Source organism: Nocardioides pollutisoli, assembly GCF_040045055.1.
Lineage (GTDB): Bacteria > Actinomycetota > Actinomycetes > Propionibacteriales > Nocardioidaceae > Nocardioides > Nocardioides tweenelious.
The window spans coordinates 747,501-762,092 of record NZ_JBDZDU010000002.1; the positions used below are offsets into that span (position 1 = coordinate 747,501).

Sequence of the window (14,592 nt, forward strand, 5' to 3'; positions counted from 1 at the left end):
TCGTTGTCGCTAGTGTCTGGGCATGACCTTCTCGATCGTGGCCCGGTCCGCTGACGGTGAGTCGTGGGGCGTGGCGGTTGCTTCCAAGTTCCTGGCCGTGGGCTCGCCCGTGCCGGCCGCTGTGGCGGGGGTCGGCGCGATCGCCACCCAGGCCAGCGCCAACGTCGCCTACAAGGGCCAGGCGCTCTCCCACCTCGACGACGGGGCCACCGCGTCGGTCGCCCTGCAGCGACTGCTCGAGGACGACGAGGGTCGCGACCACCGCCAGGTCGGCATCGTCGACGTCGACGGCAACGCCGCGAGCCACACCGGTCCGGCCTGCCTCGACTGGGCGGGCAGCCTCACCGGCGACGGCTACGCGATCCAGGGCAACATCCTCACCGGTTCCGAGGTCGTCGAGGCGATGGAGGCGGCGTGGCTCGCCTCCCCCGAGGACGCGCCGCTCGAGCAGCGGCTGTTCGAGGCGCTGGCGGCGGGCGACGCGGCCGGCGGCGACTCCCGCGGCCGGCAGTCGGCAGCCCTCCTCGTGGTCCGCGACGAGGCGGGCTACGACGGCAACGACGACATCGCGGTCGACCTGCGCGTCGACGACCACCCCGAGCCGATCGGCGAGCTGGCCCGGCTGCTCACCCTCAACGAGCTCTACCTGACCGCCTCGACCGAGGAGGAGCAGGTGCCGATCACCCCCGAGCTGGAGGCCGAGCTCGAGCAGCTCGCGCACGCAGCCGGAGCCCGCGACTTCGCGGCCTGGGTCGGCACCGAGAACTACGAGATGCGGGTCGCGTCCGACTTCTCCTGGATCGACCAGCGGGTCCTCGACATCATCCGCGGCACGCGCGCATGAGCGTCCTCGCGATCGACGCCGGCACCACCGGCGTGACGGCGCTGGTCGTCGAGCACGACGGCCGGATCGCGGCGAAGGGCTACCAGGAGTTCGCGCAGCACTTCCCGAAGCCCGGCTGGGTCGAGCACGCACCGGAGGAGATCTGGCAGGCGACGCTGGAAGCGACCCGCCAGGTGCTGGAGAAGTACGACGCCAAACAGCTGCAGGCGGTCGGCATCACCAACCAGCGCGAGACCGTGATGCTCTGGGACCGAGAGACCCTCGGGTCGCCGCGGCGGGCGATCGTGTGGCAGGACCGGCGTACGGCCGACCTGTGCACGCGACTGCGCGACGAGGGCCACGAGGACCGGGTCCGCGAGCTCACCGGGCTGCGGCTGGACCCCTACTTCTCGGGCACCAAGCTGATGTGGCTGCGGGAGAACGAGCCGCACACCTGGGCGCTGGTCGAGTCGGGGCGCTACGCCGTCGGCACGGTCGACTCCTACCTGATCGCGCGGATGACCCGCGGCACCTGGCACGCCACCGACGTCTCCAACGCGTCGCGCACGCTGCTCTTCGACCTCGAGGCCGGCGACTGGTCCGACGAGCTGTGCTCGCTCTTCGGCGTGCCTCGCGACGCGCTGCCCGAGCTGGTGCCGAGCTGGGGCGAGATCGCGCGCACCGACGCCCGCTCGTTCCTCGGGTTGTCGATCCCGATCTCCGGGGTGGCCGGCGACCAGCAGTCGGCGCTGTTCGGTCAGACCTGCTTCGACGAGGGCGACTCGAAGTGCACCTACGGCACCGGGTCGTTCATCCTCACCAACACCGGTTCCGAGGTCCTGCGCTCCGATGCCGGCCTGCTGGCCACGGCGGCCTGGCGCTCACCGGACGGCGAGCTGACCTACGCCAGCGAGGGCTCGATCTTCGTGACCGGAGCGGCCGTGCAGTGGTTGCGTGACGGCCTGCAGATCGTCGGGTCGGCCGCCGAGACCGAGGCCATCGCGGCCACGGTCTCCGACAGCGAGGGCGTCGTCTTCGTGCCGGCGCTCACCGGCCTCGGCGCACCCCACTGGGACCCGCACGCGCGCGGCCTGATCATCGGCCTGACCCGCGGCACCACCCGCGGCCACATCGTTCGGGCCACCCTCGAGGCGATCGCTTTCGAGGTCCGCGACGTGCTCGACACGATGCCCGGCCTGTCGTCGCTGCGCGTCGACGGGGGTGCGGCCGCCAACGACCTGCTCTGCCAGATCCAGGCCGACCAGATCGGCGTACCCGTCGAGCGCCCGACCGCCGTCGAGACGACCGGCCTCGGCGCGGCCTTCCTCGCCGGTCTCGGCACCGGCGTGTGGGAGTCGACCGACGAGCTCCGCAACACCTGGTCGCTGGACCGTCGCTTCGAGCCCTCCTCCGACCGCGCCGCGGCCGACGCCACCCACGCCCGCTGGATGAACGCCGTCGAGCGCTCGAAGGCCTGGGCCGAGTAGGCGTCGTCGGGTTAGTAACGGACGTTCGGACCCATAAGAGGGCTCTCAAACCACCACAACGTCCGTGACTACCCCGACAGACGGTCCACCGCAGCCCGAGCGGCATCCCGGGCGCGGGTGGCCTCCTGGACGACCGACTCGGCCTCGGCGCGGGCGTCCTCGGACTCGCTGAGCTCGTCGTCGGTCTCCTCCGCCTCGGACTCGAGGGCCGCGATCTTGCCGCGCAGCTCGTCGATCTCGGCCTGGAGCTGGAGGCCGCGGGCCTCGAGGCGTTCGACGTCGGCGACGGTCTCGTCGTACGCCGAGGTCGCCTCGGCGAGCTCCTCCTCGGCCTCCTCGAGCTGCTCGTTCGCGGCAGCGAGGGCCTTCGCGTCGGCCTCGGGGTCGGGCACGACGCGCAGGTCCGGGCGGGCCGGCGGCTGCTCCTCGCGGGCGGTCGCCGCGAAGCCGAGGGCCGCGGGGAGGGCGACCGACGACGCGACGTCGGCGGCCTCCAGCCCGGTGGTGGCCAGCGCAGCGACCAGCAACCCGCTCCGCACGGCCAGCGAGCACTGCTCGTCGACCATCGCGGCCGTCAGCGTGCCCTCGACCTGGTCGGCAACGGCGTCGGTGACCTTGACCCCGGCCTCGCGCGCCGTACGCCGCGCCTGGGTGGTGACCGCCGCGGTCAGCTGCCGGCGCTGGCGGGTCAGCGCGCGCAGCTCGTCGGCCGACATCGACTCCTGGGCGGCCCGCAGCGCCTCGCCGACGGACAGCACCTGCTCCACCTGCTCGGTCTCGCGGCGCACCAGCAGGTTGACCACCCACGCGGCCGTCGACGGCTTCTTCAGCGCCTTCACCGGAGCGGCCAGCGGCGTGCCCTTGAGCTCCTTCGCCCTCGCATCACGGGCCGGCGTGAACTCGGGCAGCGTCAGCCCGTAGAGCTCGTCGGCGATCGCGAGCAGCTCGTCGTCGGAGTCGGCCATGACCGACAGCCTAGGGACGACCCGCCGCCTCCCAGGCGAGGTGGCCCGCCCACATGCGGTCGAACAGCGCCTCGAGCTCGGCGTCGTCGAGGCCGTCGAGCGGCAGCCCGAGGTCGACGAGAGCAGCACGCCAGGAGGCGAAGTCGGACAGCACGGTCGTGGTCTCCCCGCGCGTGCGCAGGCAGCCCCGGACCGTGTCGACGCCGGTCGCGTCGACCCGCTGGACGACCGTCAGCCCGGTGAACGGGCCGGGAGGCGTGGAGAGCACGGCGTGGGCCGCCTCGACCTCGGCGGGCCCGATCGGCGCCGACGTGACAGCGATGCCCGTGAAGGTGCCGCCCGGGTCGTGCAGGAAGCTCCAGCCGTCGGCCCGGACGTCCTCGAGCCGGTACGTCGCGCCGCCCTGCTGGTAGGTCCCGTCGACCAGCGGCAGCGGGTCGTGGAAGCCGTCACCGAGCCCGACGTCGAACCACCACTCGCCGCCCGGGTTGGCCGAGGTCGGGAGCCCGGACACGACCAGGACGAGGTGGTTGAGGTTCGGGGTCGCCAGCTCGTCGGGCTTGGTCCACACCTGGCCGTGCCGCCGCGACACGTCGTACCCGAGGTCGCGCAGCACGAGCTCGACCGCACCGTTCTGGTGGAAGCAGTAGCCCGCGCGGCCGACCTCGCCCACCCGGCGCAGGCAGTCGGACCCGTCCACCGACGGCGGGCGGCCGAGCATGATCGAGAGGTTCTCGTAGGGCACCTGCTCGAGGTGGCGGTGGTGGATCTCCACCAACGCGTCGAGCGTCGGCGCGGCGGGTCGGTCGACACCGAGCCGGGCGAGATAGGTGTCGACGGCGCTCATGGCCGGACCCACCGTCCCCGGCGGTGCACGAGCGGCTCGTCGTCCTCGCCGAGGTGGACCTCGTCGATCACGCAGGTGACCAGTGACGACCAGCCGACGGTCGCGACCGACTCGACGTGGACGCCGGCCCAGGTCGGTGCATCGACGAGCCGCGGGCCCCACGCGGTGTCCTCGAAGACGCCGGCCCGGAAGGGCCCGCCTGGCGAGGGCGCGGTGCCGGCGAACACCTCGGCGAGGTCGCGGTGCGGCCACGACAGCAGGGCGACGACGGCACGACCGGTGCGCTCGAGCTCGTCGGCCAGGTCGCTGTCGGGGTCGAGCAGCGCGAGCACCCGGGCCGGCTCGCCGTTGGCGACCATCAGGGAGGTGACGGTCAGCCCCGCACGACCTGCCGAGTCACCAGCGGTCCACAGCGAGACGGCGCCACCGAGGCGGCCGCGCAGCCGGCGTACGGGATCCGGGTCGGGATCCGCGAACGGGTGGCTCGCGTGGATCGTCAAGACGCGAGCTTGGGCTCGTCCGGCTCGTCGGAGCCGCCGTCGGTCTCGGCAGCCTTCTCGGCCTTGGAGAGCTCCTTGGCGCGGGTGGCGTACATGTCGACGTACTCCTGGCCCGAGAGCCGCATGATCTCGTACATGATCTCGTCGGTGATCGAGCGCAGGATGTAGCGGTCGTTCTCCATGCCCTCGTAGCGGGAGAAGTCGAGCGGCTTGCCGAAGCGCACCACCGGACGGGTGATCCGGCCGAAGGTCTTGCCGGGAGGCGCGACGACGTCGGTGCCGACCACGGCGACGGGGATGACCGGCGCCTTGGTCTCGAGCGCGAGCCGGGCGACGCCGACCTTGCCGCGGTAGAGCTTGCCGTCGTGCGAGCGGGTGCCCTCGGGGTAGATCCCGAAGAGCTCGCCCTCGTCGAGCAGCCGCTTCGCCGAGATGATCGCGCCCTCGGAGGCGTTGCCGCCCGAGCGGTCGATCGGCACCTGGCCGGATCCCGCGAAGAAGGTCTTCTGCAGCCAGCCCTTGATGCCCGGCGAGGTGAAGTACTCGGCCTTCGCCACGAAGGTGACCCGCCGCGGCAGCGTCAACGGCATGAAGAGCCAGTCGGCGTACGAGAGGTGGTTGCTGGCGAGGATCGCCGGACCTTCGTCCGGGACGTTCTCGGCTCCCGACACCCGGGGGCGGAAGACCAGCTTCAACCAGGGCCCGAGGGCGATCCACTTCAGGAACCAATAGAACACGCGGGCAGCCTAGACCGTCCTGCACCAGTTCCGTAGACCCCACTCAGCGGGTGGATCGGTGGTGCACAATCCGGGGCATGACCATCCATCCCCTCGCCTCGCCGTACTCCCGCCCGGCCCAGCCAGAGCTCACCGGCGGCCGCAAGATCGGCGTCCTGCTGAGCCACGGCTTCACCGGCCAGCCGGCCTCGATGACGCCGTGGGCCGAGTCGCTGGCCGCGAAGGGGTACGCCGTGGAGCTGCCGCGGCTGCCCGGCCACGGCACCACCTGGCAGGAGATGAACACGACCCGGTGGGAGAACTGGTACGCCGAGATCACGACCGCCTTCGAGAAGCTGGTCGCCGAGAACGACGCGGTCGTCGTCGGCGGGCTCTCGATGGGTGGGGCGCTGGTGCTGCGGCTCGCGGAGGACAACGCCGACCGGATCGCCGGCGTGATGGTGGTCAACCCCGCGATCGCCACCAAGCGCTTCGACGTCAAGCTGCTGCCGCTGCTCAAGCACCTGGTGCCGTCGTTCCCCGGGATCGCCAACGACATCAAGAAGGAGGGCGTCGAGGAGCACGGCTACACCAAGACGCCGCTCAAGGCCGCCCACTCGATGATGCAGGCCTGGCCGAAGATCGCGGCCGACCTGCCGAAGATCACCGCTCCGGTCATCTACTTCCGCTCGACCGTCGACCACGTCGTCGACGAGAAGACGCAGCCGCTGATCACGAGCAACATCTCGTCGCGCGACGTCACCGTCGTACCCCTCGAGAACAGCTATCACGTCGCCACCCTCGACAACGACGCCCCGCAGATCTTCGAGGAGTCGGCCGCGTTCATCGCCCGGGTGACCTCGGCGTCCTAACCCGGAGCGCCTACGCTTCAAGGGTGCAGCCCCAGAACGACGACGAGGCCTGGCGCGCGATCATCGAGAACTACGGCGACCGGCCGGAGATCGAGGAGCCGCCGGTCGCGCCTGAGAGCGACACTCCGACCGCGACCCCGGACGCTCCGTTCGGGGGACGCTTCGGCGTGCTCCCCGGGCCGATCGCACCCGAGGACGAGGACGACCCCTTCGTCGCCGACGAGGAGGAGGGCTACGACCCCCCGCCTCCCCCGCCCGTGCCGAGGACCACGCCCGACCGGCTCCTCGCCTGGATCGGGATCTTCGGCTCGCCGGCCGTGCTGCTCGCCTCGCTGATCCTGCAGATCAGCCTGCCGTCGCTCATCGGCTACCTGCTCATCCTCGGCTTCGTCGGAGGCTTCGTCTACCTGGTCGCCAAGATGCCCCGCGAGCCGCGCGACCCCTGGGACGACGGCGCGCAGATCTAGCGGAGACGCGCCAGCGGATCCGCTGATGGTGGTCGAGCGAGCCGCGCGACCGAGCCTGCGAGGTCGCGACCGGCGTGTCGAGACCCGGTGAGACGAAAGACGACGGTGATGGTCTCGATACGCTCGCTGGCGCTCGCTACTCGACCAGCGAAACGCGCCCGTTAGGGTGCACTCGTGAGCGCCAACGAGACCGTCGAGATCACCGGCCACCTGATGGACCACGGGATCCTGTCCCGGGTCCTCGACGACATCCGTGAGTACGGCGGCGACTACACCATCGACCGCTTCGACGTGGGCCGCGAGACCGATGACCCGTCGCACGCGCTGATCACGGTCACGACCGAGGACGGCGAGTCGCTCCAGCGCCTGCTGATGCGGCTGCAGACCCGTGGCGTCAACCAGGTCGACCCGGGCGAGGCCGAGGTCGCCGTCGCCGACCGCGACGGCGTCTTCCCGGACCACTTCTACTCGACCACCAACCTGGAGACCCGGGTCCGGATCGAGGGCGTCTGGCTGGAGGTCGGCAACCCCGAGATGGACTGCGGGCTGATCCTCGAGCGCGACGCCGAGGGCAAGCCGGTCCGGGCCTACACGCTGCCGATGTCCGACGTACGCACCGGGATGCTCGTGATCACCGGCGCGTCCGGCATCAAGGTCACGGTCCCCGCCCCGGACAAGAGCGCCGAGGCGTTCGGGTTCATGGAGTCCGAGGTCTCCTCCGAGAAGCCGCAGGCGGTGCTGGTCCGCCAGGTCGCCGACGGGATGCGCGAGGCGAAGGCCGCGGGCAAGAAGGTGCTCTGGGTCGGCGGACCGGGCGTCGTCCACACCGGCGCCGCTCCCGCGATGGTCGCCATGGTGAACGCCGGTTTCGTCGACGTGCTGTTCGCGGGCAACGCCCTGGCCACCCACGACATCGAGTCGGCGCTCTACGGCACCAGCCTCGGCATCGACCTGGCCATGGGCCGCGGGGTCGAGCACGGCCACGAGCACCACATCCGGGCGATCAACGCGATCCGCAAGGAGGGCTCGATCCGCGCGGCCGTCGACAGCGGCGTCCTGACCGGCGGGATCATGCACGCGCTGGTCAAGCACGAGAAGACGTTTGTGCTGGTTGGCTCGGTCCGCGACGACGGCCCGCTGCCCGACGTCTACACCGACGTGATCGACGGCCAGCGCGCGATGCGCGCCGAGGTCGACGGGGTCGGCTTCTGCCTGATGGTGGCGACCATGCTCCACTCGGTCGCGACCGGCAACATCCTCCCGGCCTCGATCCCGCTCGTCTGCGTCGACATCAACCCGGCGACGGTGACCAAGCTCGCCGACCGCGGGTCCTCACAGGCCCGCGGCATCGTCACCGATGTCGGGCTGTTTCTCGAGCAGCTCGCAGTCGAGCTCGTGCCCGAGTACCGGCGCTCCTGAACCGCTGACGCGCCAGGTCCGCAGCACCGATCGCCCCGGCCTCCGGGCCGAGCGCAGCGCGGACCAGCGGCGGCACGGTGCGGTACGGCGCGCCTACGAGCGACTCACGCAGCGCCTTGCGTGCGGGGGCGAGCAGCAGGTCGCCGGCGGCCGACACCCCGCCGCCGATGACCACGATCTCCGGGTCGAACGACGCGACCAGGTTGGCCACCCCGACGCCGAGCCACGTGCCGACGTCCTCGAACGCCGCCAGCGCGACCGGGTCGCCGGCCCCCGCCGCCGCCGTGATCGCCGGCCCGGCGAGGTCCTCGACACCCTGGGCCCGGACGAAGCGGGTGAGCGCGTTGCCGGAGGAGTACTGCTCCCAGCAGCCCGTGCCACCGCACTCGCAGGAGCGACCGCCCGGCACCACCTGGTTGTGCCCGAACTCCCCCGCCATGCCGTTGTAGCCGCGGATCACCTCGCCGTCGAGGATCAGCGCGCCCCCGATGCCGGTGCCGAGCGTGACCACGACGGCGCTCTCGGCGTCGCCGACCGCGCCGTAGGTCAGCTCCGCGCGGGCCGCGCAGTTGGCGTCGTTGTCGAGCACCACGGGGGCGCTCCACCGCTCCGCCAGCCGGGCCCGCACGCCCTCGTCGCGCCAGGGCAGGTGCGGCGCGAACCGGACCCGCTCCCCCTGCGCGTCGACGAAGCCGGCCGCCGCGATGCCGATCGCACCGACGCGTCGTACGCCGGCGATCTCCTCGACCGCCTCGGTCAGCGCGTCCTCGACCAGCCGGGCCTCGACCCGGCGTCCGGGCGTCGTACGCGTGGCGGTCCGGACGACCCGACCGGTCGACGAGACCGCCGTGGCGAGGACCTTGGTCCCGCCGATGTCGACACCGATGAAGAGAGGCACCCGGCTATTCGATCAGACGGACGGGATCTCCGCTGACGTACGCCGTCCACGTGGTCGTGTCCTGCACGGCGCCGGAGCCGAAGTTGACCTTCAGCCGGAACCAGCAGCCGCCGGGACTGTTGTAGGTGCAGGTGTAGCTCGACGGCACCGGCACCGCGATGGTCTCGGACTTGCCGTTCCAGGTCGAGTCGATGTTGATGGCGCAGGTCGGGAGCGTCTGGGTCTTGTACCCAGTCGCCTTGCAGCCGGTCAGCGACGTCGTCGTCTCCTGGGGCGGCATGACCGTCAGCGAGGCCGCGGCCTCGGCGTCACCGATGTCGAAGAACTTGAAGATCAGGGTCTGCCCCGCCGCGCCGGGGAGGATCCGGATCAGGTTGAAGGTCGGCGCCGCCGCGTTGGCGTTCGCGTAGATCGACATCTTGCCGAGGGCCGAGACCGAGACCGAGGCGGCCGGACCGCCGAAGGCCCGCACCGCGAACCGGTTGCTCCCGCCGCCGCGCACGCTGGTGTCGTCGCCGTTCTGGCTGTACATCGCGAAGCCGCTCAGCGACCCGGAGGGCGGCTGGTAGGCGCCACCGACCGCCCCCAGCGCGTTGTACGCCGCGAGGTTGCTCAGCGCAGGGCCCTTCCACGCGACGTTCGTGCGGACCTGGAGGTAGTAGTCGCCCGCCTCCGTCGGGACGAAGCTGCACAAGGTGTTCCACTGGTGGAAGACCTCGGCGAGCGCCCGGTTGTAGGTGGCCGCGTTGCTGGACTGCAGGGCCGCCGCCGTCACCTGGGCGGTGGTGTAGCCGGGGTACTGCTTGGTGCAGCCCGGCTGCGGTGTCGCCGCCATCGGGTTCTGGGAGTCCGAGGGCTCCCGGAGACCGAACGTGGTGACGGTCGGCGCGACCGAGCCGTCCGCGGTGTTGTCACCGGTGCAGTAGGCGCTGGCGGCCGTCTTCGACGGGCTCTTCAGGTAGCGCGTCTTGGCGTCGGTGGTGGCGTACGGGTTCCAGTTGTCGCTGCTGATCGTCCCGGTCGGGGCACTCGTGCACCAGTCGTCGGTCGAGGCGAACGCCGGGTCGTAGAGCTGCAGCGTGATGGTGCTGCCGACGGCAGCCGGCTTGACCCGGACCAGGTAGATGTAGCCCTGCGGGTCGAACTCGTCGTTGACCGCTCCGGTGCAGCCGGAGACCCCACTGGCGCAGCTGCGCACGGCGTACTGGTCGCCGTTGCCCTTCGGTACGTCGGGGCCGTTGACGTTCATCCAGAACTGCGAGACCGACGAGCAGTTGGCGCCGAGCGGGACGGAGAGCTGCGACGCCGCCGGACCGGCGCCGACCGTGCCGGGCGGCTCGTTGCCGAACGTGTTGCACGGGCTGCCCATCGGCTGCGGTCCCGTGTAGTCCGCCACCGCGTGCCGCGTGATCGTGCTCGAGTCGAGCCCGATCAGCTTGCCGAAGATGTTCGGGATCGTGCTGCTCACCGCGACGTCGAGCTGGCTGGGCTGGGTGCCCGGCTTCACGACGACCGAGCTCTGCCCGGAGTTGGGGTAGCCGTTGCGACCCGACACGTCGCGAGCGGCCGTCGTGGCCGCGGCGATGTCCTGCGGCATGTAGACGACGCCCGCCGACGCGGCCACGTCGGCCGCCTTCTGCACCCGCTGCGCCTCGGCGTACCACCGGGCGACGTCGACGGTGACGGCGCACAGCCCGAAGAGCAGCGCCGACACGAAGATCGTCACGATGATGGCGGCGGCCCCGCGCTCGTCGTCGCGGCGTTCTCCCCTGCTGCTCATGGGTGCGGGAACGGCGAGGTCGACTTGCAGTTGTCCGGCGGGAGCGGCTCGAACCTGCCGACCGCGCGGTCGTCGAGGCCGATGCTGCCCGGGAACAACCCGGTCAGGAACTGGTGGGTGATGTGCAGGTAGACGCCGACCGAGTCCGCCTCGCCGGCGCACGCGTTGACGCTCGTCGAGGCCCAGGTCCCGCTCTTGTAGCGGAACGCGTTGGCTGCGTCGGCCCACTGGAACTTCACACAGCTGCTGTAGCCGGCGCACGACGTCGGCATCGTCGTGTTGCCGTCGAGACCGGGATAGCCCTGCTTGTTGGCCTTGTAGACCAGGATGTAGTCGATCGTGTCCTTGTTCATCGAGGACCCCGAGGTCTGGATCGCGTCCGCCGCCAGCTCGGCCAGCCCGGGAGCCGGGCTGTTGCCGGCCGAGCAGGTCGTCGCCACGTCCTCGCGGTAGGTGCACGTGCCCGGTCCCGACATGACCGCCGCGGTCGTCGTCGCCGCACGCACCCCGACCCGGGCCGCGGACGCCACCGCGATGTTGTCGCGCACCAGCATCGTGAGCTCGATGATCCCGAACATCATCGTGACCAGCAGCGGCAGCACCAACGCCGCCTCGACGGCGACGGCCCCGCGCTGGTCGCGGGTCGTACGCCGCCCTGGGGTCTTCCCGAGAACACGCCTGCCGAGCACCGACGTCCCCTTCCGAGTGGTCCTCGGACGCTAGTGAGGACGCACCCGTGCAGGGGATCGGCCAGATGGCCAGTTTCGGGTCGCGGCCGGGCTATCTGCGCGAGAGGTCGGCGGCGCCGATCAGGCCCGCCTTGTTGCCCAGCCGCGCCTTCCGGATCTCGGGGATCGGGCGGAAGCCGCGGCCGACGAGCTGACCCGCGAACGCGCTCCGCATCGGCTCGAGCAGCAGGTCGCCGGCCTCGCTCACGCCGCCGCCGATGACGACGACGCCCGGGTCGAGGATCTCGGTCAGCGACGCGATGCCCTCGCCGAGCCAGCGGCCGAGCTCGGCCAGCTGCTGCCGGGCACCCTCGTCGCCGTGCTGGGCCGCGTCGGTGATCAACGGTCCGGTGATCTTGTGGATGTCGCCGCCCGCCCGGGCGAGCATGCCCTGGGCGATCATCGCGCCGCTCATCGCCAACGCCCGCGCCTCGCGCACGAGCGCGGACCCGCTGGCGTACTGCTCGAAGCAGCCGTGCTTGCCGCAGCCGCAGAGGATGCCGTTGGGGACGACGCGCATGTGGCCGATCTCGGCACCCACCCCGTTGGCGCCGCGGTAGAGCTCGCCATCCAGCACGAACCCACCACCGACTCCGGTGCCGACCGTGACCAGCAGCAGGTCCTCGGCGTCGTGGCCGGCGCCGTACGTGAACTCGCCCCAAGCCGCGGCGTTGGCGTCGTTCTCGATCACGACCGGGAGCTCGACGCGCTTCTCCAGCTCGCTCTTGAGGTCCTCGTTGCGCCACGCGACGTTGGGCGCGAAGAGCACCACCGCCCGGGACTTGTCCACGTAGCCGGCCGCGCCCACGCCCACCGACACGATGTCGTGGCGCTCGCGCAGCTCGGTCACCAGGCCGGCGATGGCCTCCTCGATCGCTTCGGCGTCGGTCGCGGGCGACTCGACGCGGAGCTCCTCCACGATCGTGCCGTCCTCGTCGACCACGCCCCCGGCGATCTTGGTGCCACCAACGTCGATCCCGCACGCCAGGCTCATCGGTCTCCCTCCTCAGGTCCGGGAAGATCCTCCCCGGCATCGGCCTCGTCGGGCCAGTCCGCCGCGCCGTCATCGAGATCGATGTGCTCGAAACCTGCGGTCGGACGCGGGTCGGCGGTCGCCGATGCGAGCAGCGTCGAGGCGGCCTGGAGCAGCGCCGTGCCCGCGGTCGCGAGCTGTGCGCGGACCTCCGGGCTCAGCTGTCGTACGGCGTGCACGGTGCGACAGACCGGGCAGTAGGTGCACTCGGCGGCGCCGGTCGCGAGGTGGTCCTCGAACCCGGCCGCGAACCCCGGCACGCCTCCCGGCAGGTGCGCCGTGTCCTTGGCCCAGTCGGCCAGGGCGCCGAACAGCTTCGCAGCCTCGTCCGCCACCGACCCGACATCGGGCTCGTCTCGTTCCCCGTTCACGTCATCTCCCAGCCTCGTCCACGGGGTCCTCGACGAACCGCACTTGCAGTTCCCCCTGCTCCACCCGGGCTCCGGCGATGCGGAAGCGTGCCAGCCCGGACGGAAGCGTGAGCAGCCGACGATACGATCCCACGGTCACGACCAGGTCGTCGCCATTGCGGGCGAGATCGACCTCGGCGCGCGACACCAGCGGCAGCGAGAGCCGCAGCACGGCACCCGCCTCGCTGCGGCTGATCCGGAACGGGCCCTTGCCCTTCGTGGTCGCCAGCGGGTCGGAGTCGGCGTACACCTCACGGGCAAGGTCGGTGAGCGCCTCGACCCCGACGGGCTCGCGAGGTCGGTACGCCGAGCGCCAGATCGGCAGCCCCGCGAAGGACTCCTCGACCCGCTCGAGCACCTCGTCCTGGGCGACCACCCACCCGGCTCGCCAGTCGTCGGCGCCCTCGGCCGGGAAGACCCGGTTGGCCACCACGCCGTCGACGCGGTAGCCGAAGAGCGACAGCGACGTGTAGGAGCGACGGGCCTCGGCGAGCACGACGTTCTCGGGCGTGAGCACCAGCCGGATGCTGGCCTCGGGGCCGCTGAGCAGCGACCGGACCTCGTCCAGCTCGGCGTGCAACCGTTCGATCGCGTCGAAGACGGAGTCGCCCGGCATCGGCACGCCGGCCGCGCGGTTGAGCACCGGGCGCAGCGCCTTGATCACGCGCCGTTCCATCGGGAGCACGCGCTGCATGTACCAGCCGAGCGCCTCGGGCAGCGCGAGCAGTCGCAGCGTCTCGGCGGTGGGCGCGCAGTCGACCACGATCACGTCCCAGGTGCCGGACAGCGCGTGCAGTCGCAGCTCGAGGAGCGCGAGCACCTCCTCGGCGCCCGGGATGACGGTCAGCTCCTCCGCGGCGACCGGGTCGACCCCGGCCACGTCGAGCACCGAGAGCAGGTAGCGCTGGATGTCGGCCCACGACTGCTCGAAGCGGAGCTGGGCGTCGACCTGCTGCACGAAGAGGGCGGGCGCGACCTCGGTCGGTTCGGACCCGATCGCCCCGGGCGCGCAGCCGAAGGCGTCGGCGAGGGAGTGGGCGGCGTCCGTGGAGAGCACCAGGGTGCGCCTGCCCTCGGCGGCCGCCAGCGCGGCCGTGCCGGCGGCGACGGTGGACTTCCCGACGCCACCCTTGCCCGTGAAGAGAAGAATCCGCACGCTAGCCGAGCGACTCGACGCGCTTCTTGAGACCCTTGAGGGCAGTGTCGATGAGGATCTTCTCGCCCTTGCGCTTGAGCATGCCGATCAACGGGATCGAGACGTCGAGCGAGAGCTGGTAGGTGACCTCGGTCGAGCCGTTGCCCAGGTCCTTGAGCAGGTAGGCGCCGTCCAGCGAGCGCAGCATCTTGCCCTCGACGAGGGTCCAGGTGACCGCGTCGTACCCGTCCCACTCGTAGGCGAGGGTGTACTCGTCCTTGATCGGGCTGACGTCGAGCGCGAAGAAGACCTTCTCCGCCCAGCCGTCCTCGTCCTCGGCGACCACGTCGGCCTTCGTGACGCCCTTGGCCCACTCGGGGTAGGCAGCGAAGTCGCCGATCACACCCATGATGTCGGCCGGGGCCGCGTCGATGACGATCGACGAGGTGGTCTGCTCGGCCATGGTGCCCCCTTGCTCGGATCGGCTCGGTGAGCGAGCGTACCGGATGCAG

The 14,592-nt window shown here is 71.4% G+C and carries 16 protein-coding genes; 5 read left to right on the forward strand and 11 right to left on the reverse strand.

The genetic code is table 11. From position 1 onward, the window contains the following. Positions 1–22: 22 nt before the first annotated feature. Together ABLE68_RS21675 and glpK are read left to right on the forward strand one after the other, a co-directional pair. Positions 23–844 (forward strand): DUF1028 domain-containing protein, encoded by an 822-nt coding sequence (locus ABLE68_RS21675; RefSeq protein ID WP_348874216.1) that lies wholly within the window; start codon positions 23–25, stop codon positions 842–844. Then, complete coding sequence (glpK, locus tag ABLE68_RS21680; RefSeq protein WP_348874218.1) at positions 841–2,310, forward strand: glycerol kinase GlpK; 1,470 nt, start codon at positions 841–843, stop codon at positions 2,308–2,310. The genes ABLE68_RS21675 and glpK overlap by 4 nt, the downstream gene beginning before the upstream one ends. 68 nt (positions 2,311–2,378) lie before the next feature. Here the strand turns inward: glpK and ABLE68_RS21685 are convergent, their stop codons facing one another. From ABLE68_RS21685 to ABLE68_RS21700, 4 genes are read right to left on the reverse strand one after another with little or no spacing between them, the layout of a single operon-like run. Further along, the gene (locus ABLE68_RS21685) at positions 2,379–3,275 is read right to left on the reverse strand and encodes a hypothetical protein (protein WP_348874220.1); all 897 of its coding nucleotides are present in this window, start codon (positions 3,273–3,275) and stop codon (positions 2,379–2,381) included. Positions 3,276–3,285: 10 nt separating this feature from the next. Next, the gene (locus tag ABLE68_RS21690; protein WP_348874221.1) at positions 3,286–4,122 is read right to left on the reverse strand and encodes an arylamine N-acetyltransferase family protein; all 837 of its coding nucleotides are present in this window, start codon (positions 4,120–4,122) and stop codon (positions 3,286–3,288) included. Beyond that, on the reverse strand, positions 4,119–4,622 hold the full coding sequence (locus tag ABLE68_RS21695; protein ID WP_348874222.1) for a flavin reductase family protein: 504 nt from the start codon (positions 4,620–4,622) through the stop codon (positions 4,119–4,121). Before ABLE68_RS21695 ends, ABLE68_RS21690 begins: the two co-directional genes overlap by 4 nt. Further along, positions 4,619–5,359, reverse strand: coding sequence for a lysophospholipid acyltransferase family protein (locus ABLE68_RS21700; protein ID WP_348874223.1), 741 nt, complete (start codon positions 5,357–5,359; stop codon positions 4,619–4,621). The genes ABLE68_RS21695 and ABLE68_RS21700 overlap by 4 nt, the downstream gene beginning before the upstream one ends. A gap of 77 nt (positions 5,360–5,436) precedes the next feature. Here ABLE68_RS21700 and ABLE68_RS21705 point away from each other — a divergent pair, with 77 nt between their 5' ends. The 3 genes from ABLE68_RS21705 to ABLE68_RS21715 all read left to right on the forward strand — a co-directional run bounded on the left by ABLE68_RS21705 (position 5,437) and on the right by ABLE68_RS21715 (position 8,096). Next, positions 5,437–6,210 (forward strand): alpha/beta hydrolase, encoded by a 774-nt coding sequence (locus tag ABLE68_RS21705; RefSeq protein ID WP_348874225.1) that lies wholly within the window; start codon positions 5,437–5,439, stop codon positions 6,208–6,210. A gap of 23 nt (positions 6,211–6,233) precedes the next feature. Next, on the forward strand, positions 6,234–6,677 hold the full coding sequence (locus tag ABLE68_RS21710) for a hypothetical protein (protein WP_348874226.1): 444 nt from the start codon (positions 6,234–6,236) through the stop codon (positions 6,675–6,677). Between the two features lie 174 nt (positions 6,678–6,851). After that, complete coding sequence (locus ABLE68_RS21715) at positions 6,852–8,096, forward strand: ornithine cyclodeaminase, nickel-pincer nucleotide-dependent (protein WP_348874228.1); 1,245 nt, start codon at positions 6,852–6,854, stop codon at positions 8,094–8,096. Here the strand turns inward: ABLE68_RS21715 and ABLE68_RS21720 are convergent. From ABLE68_RS21720 to ABLE68_RS21750, 7 genes are all read right to left on the reverse strand, one after another. After that, on the reverse strand, positions 8,029–8,994 hold the full coding sequence (locus ABLE68_RS21720) for an ROK family protein (RefSeq protein ID WP_348874229.1): 966 nt from the start codon (positions 8,992–8,994) through the stop codon (positions 8,029–8,031). The genes ABLE68_RS21715 and ABLE68_RS21720 overlap by 68 nt on opposite strands. 4 nt (positions 8,995–8,998) lie before the next feature. Further along, a complete protein-coding gene (locus ABLE68_RS21725) occupies positions 8,999–10,774 on the reverse strand; it encodes a TadE/TadG family type IV pilus assembly protein (protein ID WP_348874231.1) in 1,776 nt (591 codons plus the stop codon). Further along, the gene (locus tag ABLE68_RS21730; protein ID WP_348874232.1) at positions 10,771–11,463 is read right to left on the reverse strand and encodes a TadE/TadG family type IV pilus assembly protein; all 693 of its coding nucleotides are present in this window, start codon (positions 11,461–11,463) and stop codon (positions 10,771–10,773) included. The genes ABLE68_RS21725 and ABLE68_RS21730 overlap by 4 nt, the downstream gene beginning before the upstream one ends. Positions 11,464–11,554: 91 nt before the next feature. Beyond that, the gene (locus ABLE68_RS21735; protein WP_348874234.1) at positions 11,555–12,496 is read right to left on the reverse strand and encodes an ROK family glucokinase; all 942 of its coding nucleotides are present in this window, start codon (positions 12,494–12,496) and stop codon (positions 11,555–11,557) included. Next, positions 12,493–12,906: a hypothetical protein gene (locus ABLE68_RS21740; RefSeq protein WP_348874235.1), complete on the reverse strand. Its 414-nt coding sequence runs from the start codon at positions 12,904–12,906 to the stop codon at positions 12,493–12,495. The genes ABLE68_RS21735 and ABLE68_RS21740 overlap by 4 nt, the downstream gene beginning before the upstream one ends. A 1-nt stretch (position 12,907) precedes the next feature. Beyond that, complete coding sequence (locus ABLE68_RS21745) at positions 12,908–14,101, reverse strand: ArsA family ATPase (RefSeq protein ID WP_348874237.1); 1,194 nt, start codon at positions 14,099–14,101, stop codon at positions 12,908–12,910. 1 nt (position 14,102) lies between these two features. Beyond that, entirely contained in the window at positions 14,103–14,543 is a 441-nt protein-coding gene (locus ABLE68_RS21750) for an SRPBCC family protein (protein WP_348874238.1), read from the reverse strand. Positions 14,544–14,592 lie beyond the last annotated feature (49 nt).